The sequence below is a fragment of the uncultured Methylobacterium sp. genome (genome assembly GCF_964242245.1).
GTDB lineage: Bacteria > Pseudomonadota > Alphaproteobacteria > Rhizobiales > Beijerinckiaceae > Methylobacterium.
In genome coordinates this window covers 1-4,930 of sequence record NZ_CAXTBY010000177.1, presented here as the reverse complement: position 1 = coordinate 4,930, position 4,930 = coordinate 1, and the positions used below count along the sequence as shown (strand labels likewise).

Sequence of the window (4,930 nt, the reverse complement as noted above, 5' to 3'; positions counted from 1 at the left end):
CCGCGCAGGATCGAGGCGTAGCCGGTGCAGCGGCAGAGGTTGCCCGCGAGCGCGGCGCGGATCGCGGCCTCGTCGGCGTCGGGCTCGCGCCGCAGCAGCGCGACGAGGCAGACCGTGACGCCCGGCGCGCAGTACCCGCACTGGAAGGCGTTCTCCGCGATCAGGGCCGCGCGCACGGGCGCGGATTCCGGCAGCGCGTCGAGGCCCTCGGGCGAGATGATCTCGACGCCGTCGAGCCGGTAGCTCATCACGAGGCAGGCGTTGACCGGGCGCCCGTCCAGGAGGACGAGGCAGGCGCCGCAGCGGCCGATGCCGCAGCCGGGCTTGGCCGCCATCAGCCCGTGCGTCTCGCGCAGCAGGTCGAGCAGGGGGCGCCGCGGCGGACCGGCGAGCGCGTGCTCCCGGCCGTTGAGGCGGTAGCGCACCGGGCCCGCGCTCACGCGGCCTCCTCCGCTCCGAGCGCGTCGAGCAGCGCTTCCGGCGAGAACGGGGTGCGCGCGGGCCAGTGCCCGATCGCGTCGGCCACGGCGGCGGCGATGGCCGGCGTCACCGCGCCGATGCCCATCTCGCCGACGCCGCGGGGGCCGTACGGATCGCCGGGGTCGAGGTCCTCCAACGCGAGGACGCGGCTCGTCCCCGGCGCGTCGGCGATGCTCGGCAGCATGTAGGTGTCGAGGTTTGCGGTGACGTAGCGCCCGTCCGCCATGGCCGCGTCCTCGCTCAGCGTGAAGCCGAGGCCCTGCACGCCGCCGCCCTCGATCTGTCCGAGGTAGGCCGCCGCGTCCAGGACTGGGCCGGCCGCAGTGTGCTGGTGGAGGTCGAGCACCCGCACGGTGCCGGCCACGGCATCGACCGCCACGCGGGCGAGGCAGGCGCCGGAGGCGAACAGGTAGCGGGCGTTGCCCTGGGCGTACTCGGTCTTGGGGAAGTCGAAGGCGGCCTCCGCGCTCGGGCGCGCGTCGTCGGGCAGGCGTGCGGCCAGCGCGGCGAAGGTGAGGAGCGGCCGGCCGCTGTTGGAGCGCGCCTCGCGTACGCCGCCGGGGCCGAGGCACAGGTCCTCGGGCGCGCGCTCGAGAATGGTCGCCGCGGCCGCGATAACGGCCCGGGCGAAGCCGGGACCGGCGAGCTGCGCGCCCTTCCACACGACGAAGGTGCCGCGCGAGGCGGTGGTGGAGCCGGAATCGGGCGCGAGCCCGGTGTCGCCGGTGACCGCGCGGACATCCGCGCGGGCGACGCCGAGCGCGGCGGCGACGGCGCTTGCGATCGCGGCGAGCAGGCCCTGGCCGATCTCGTCGAGCCCGTAGAGCGCCTCGATGGCGCCGTCCCCGGCGAGCCGGAGCGCCATCCGCGCGGAATCCTCCACCAGCGAGCCGAGCCCGCTGCCCTGGTAGTTCAGCGCCATGCCGACGCCGATCCGCGCGCCGGGAACCGTCCCGCGCTCCGCCGCCCAGAGCGGGCTCGCCGCGGCCGCGTCGAGCATCGCGCCGAGGCGCTCGCTCGGGCCCACCCGCTGGCCGAGGAGGCCGGGGCTGCCGGGCGTGCGCAGGTTGAGCCGGCGCATCGCCACCGCGTCGAGGCCGGCGCGCTCGGCCAGCCGCCCGACCTGGCCCTCGATGGCGAAGGTCATCTCGTTGGCGCCGAAGCCGCGGAAGGCGCCGCAGGCGCCGTTGTTGGTGGCGACCAGCCGGGCGCGGGCCTCGACGTTCGGCACGCGGTAGGGGCCGCAGCAATGCTCCAGCGCCGTCTCGATCACGGCGGGGCTGAGCGAGGCGTAGGCGCCGCCGTCGGCGATCAGGTCGGCGCTGAGCGCGACGAGGCGCCCGTCGGCGTCGCAGCCCGTGCGCATGCGGATGCGCATGGGGTTGCGCTTCCAGCCGGCCGCGACCGATTCCGCCCGGTCGAGGTGGAGCCGCACCGGCCGCCCGGACTTCACGGCGAGCAGGGCGAGCGCGGGCTGCACGGTCAACTCGTCCTTGCCGCCGAAGGCGCCCCCCGTCGGGCTCGTCACGACGCGCACGCGCGCCTCCGGCCAGCCGAGGATGCGCGCGATCTGGAGCCGGTCGCGGGCGCCGTGCTGGCCGCCGGCCCGGACCGTGAGGCTGCCGTCGGCCTCGACCATCGCCCAGCCGCCCTCGGTCTCCATGAAGCCGTGCATCTGGCGGGGCGTGACGTAGACGTCCGCGACGACGTGGGCGCAGGACGCGAACGCGGCCCCCGCGTCGCCGCGCGCGAAGCGGATCTCGCGGCGCAGGTTGCCCTCCGGGTGGAGGCGCGGCGCGTCCGCGGCCAGCGCCGCCTCCGGGTCGTCGAGGACCGGGAGCGGCGCGTAGGCGACGCGAATCAGCGCCAGCGCCGCGCGGGCGGTGGCGTCGTCGACCGCGGCCACCGCCGCGACCGCGTCGCCGACGAAGCGGACGCGGTCCTCGCAGAGGGCGGGCTGGTCCTGCATCACGATGCCGTAGGCGTTGAGGCCCGGCACGTCGCGGTGGGTCACGATTGCGGCGACGCCGGGCAGCGCCTCCGCCGCGCGGGTGTCGATGGACAGGATGCGGGCGTGCGGGAGGCCGGCCCGCAGGACGCGCCCGACGAGCATGCCGGGCCGGCGCGCATCGGTCAGGTAGGCGAGGCGCCCGTGCACCTTGTCGGCGATGTCGGGCCGCGCGTGCCAGCGCGCCGGGTCGGCCTCGCGCGCGACGACCCGCTCCGGCGGCGCGTCCGCCGGGGCGGGCGTGCGCTGGACCGGCCGGGACCGCCCCGTCGGCAGCGCGCCGCCGAGTCCCCCCACGAGGGCGTTGGCGGCCGCGAGGCGCCGGTAGCGGGCGCTGCGCAGCGCGTCGTCCGGCGCGTCGATGGCCGCGACGAGGGCGGCGTGCAGCGCCGGCCAGTCCACCGCGTCGAGCGCGTGCCCGCGCAGGCTCGCCTCGGGCCCGGGCAGGCGCCGCGGCGGAACCCGGCCGCCGCCCACCGCGAGGCGCGCGGCGACGATCCGCCCCCCGTCCATGCCGAGCACGCCCGCCGCGCCGATCACGCTCGGGGTGAAGCCGGCGCGCAGGCCGATCTTGCGCTGGGTGGCAGGGTTCCCCGCGGCCTGCGCGGGCACGTGCAGGGCCAGGATCAGGCCGGCCGGATCGAACGGCCGGTCGAGCCAGTCGGCGAGCGCCACGCGCGCCGAGCCGTCCTCCGACAGCACGTCGAGGGCGGCGTCGAGGGCGAGCAGCGCCGGCAGGCAGCATCCGGTCCGGCCTGCGACGTTGCCGCCGAGGCTCGCCAGGGTCCGCACGCCGGGGGCGGCGACAGTGCGCACCGCGTCCCGAAGCAGCGGCAGGTCCCGGGCGACGACCGGGTCGGCCTCGATGTCGGCAAGGCAGGTCGCGGCGCCGATGCGCACCGCGCCCGGCACGGCCGCGATCCCGCGCAGCTCGGCGAGCGCGGAGAGGTCGACGAGCTGATCGGGAACGGCGGCGCCGGCCGCCCAGTCGAGCTGGAGCGCGGTGCCGCCGGCCGCCGCGCGCGCACCGGGGCGGGCCAGGAGGGCGACCGCCTCGCGGGCATCGCGCGGGCGCAGCACCTTCACGGGACCCCCATCGGCATCAGGGCAGGCCCACCGTTCCGAAGCGCAGGCCCTTCTCCTTGAGCCAGCGGCGGTAGACCACCGACGACTTGTCGGCCCGGGTCGGGATCTCGTGGCGCGGCTCCAGCGGCAGGCGCAGCGGGCGCTGGTTCTCGACGATGATGCGGTCCTGGAGGAAGATCACCTGCTCGAAGGCCAGCAGCGCCGTGTGCGTCGAGGTCGTGTCGACGAGGTACATCACGGCCTGCGCCCGGCACAGCGTCTCCTCCATCGGCTGGATGAACAGGGCGATGGCGTCCTGCCGGTCCGGCGCGCTCGGGCAGACCCGGTAGAGCATCACCACGAACGGCGAGGGCACGCGGTAGGTGAGCCGCACGAAGTCGCCCGCGCTCTCGGTCGCGGCGATGCGCGGCTGGAAGAAGGTGCAGTTCGTGGCCCAGACCTCGTCCACGTCGCGGCGGATCTCGCAGGCGTAGGCCGGCACCTCGGTGTGCGGCTCGGCGCCGAGGATGTCGGTGTGCACGAACGGGAAGTGGGCCATGTCCAGGAAGTTCTCGACGACGCGCGGGCCGGAGGTGCGCATCCGCACCCAGCCGCAGGGCACGAAGCGCCGGTCCGCCTCCTCCGCTTCCGCGATCGCGACGATCTCGCGCTCAGGGTTCCCGAGGGTGGTCCAGAGGCAGCCGTAGCGCTCGCGCACCGGCAGCGGCGCGCCCAGGGTGCCGTCCTCGGCCCGCGCGCGCACCCACGCCGTGCCGTCGGGCCGGCGCTGCGAGACGATGTCCTGGCCGAGCAGGCGCGTGGCGCGCGGCGCGGCGGTGAGCTCGGACGCGGTCTCGACCGCGTACCACGCGTCGAGGGCTACGGGATCGTCCGTCCTCATGAGGCCGGCCCGGTCCACTGCACCGTCCCGCCCTCGTGCGCGGCGAGGTAGGCGGCGCGCCGCGCGAACAGGCCGGGGGCGAGCGCGCGGACGTGGTCGATCAGGGCGCGCAGGTCCGCGCTGCGCAGGCGCCCGTCCTCCACCACGACGCAGCCGTCGACCATGGTCATGTCCACGTCCGAGCCGCGCACGGCGTGGACGAGGTTGTGCTGGAGGTTGAAGTACGCGCCTTCGCCGAACAGCGGCGTCATCCGTGGGGTGTCGGTGCGGACCGCGATCACGTCGGCCCGCTTGCCCGGCTCCAGCGAGCCGACGGCGTGGTCGAGCCCGAGGGCCCTGGCGCCGAGGATCGTGCCCATCCGCAGCGCCTCCCAGGAATCGAGCGCCGCCGCGTCGAGGCCCTTGAGCTTGCCCAGCAGCGAGGCGACCTTCATCTCCTCGAACAGGTCGAGGTTGTTGTTCTCCTTCTCGCCGTC

At 76.3% G+C, this 4,930-nt stretch carries 4 protein-coding genes; all 4 read right to left on the bottom strand.

Translation table 11 applies throughout. The features are described 5' to 3' along the window. On the bottom strand, window positions 1–440 hold a 440-nt coding region (locus ACFE8Y_RS20685; protein ID WP_375466251.1), incomplete at its 3' end, for a (2Fe-2S)-binding protein. Next, complete coding sequence (locus ACFE8Y_RS20680; RefSeq protein ID WP_375466250.1) at window positions 437–3,574, bottom strand: molybdopterin cofactor-binding domain-containing protein; 3,138 nt, start codon at window positions 3,572–3,574, stop codon at window positions 437–439. The genes ACFE8Y_RS20680 and ACFE8Y_RS20685, both read right to left, overlap by 4 nt. Window positions 3,575–3,590: 16 nt before the next feature. Next, window positions 3,591–4,454: an aromatic ring-hydroxylating dioxygenase subunit alpha gene (locus tag ACFE8Y_RS20675; protein ID WP_375466249.1), complete on the bottom strand. Its 864-nt coding sequence runs from the start codon at window positions 4,452–4,454 to the stop codon at window positions 3,591–3,593. Next, on the bottom strand, window positions 4,451–4,930 hold a 480-nt coding region (locus ACFE8Y_RS20670), incomplete at its 5' end, for an amidohydrolase family protein (protein ID WP_375466248.1). The genes ACFE8Y_RS20670 and ACFE8Y_RS20675, both read right to left, overlap by 4 nt.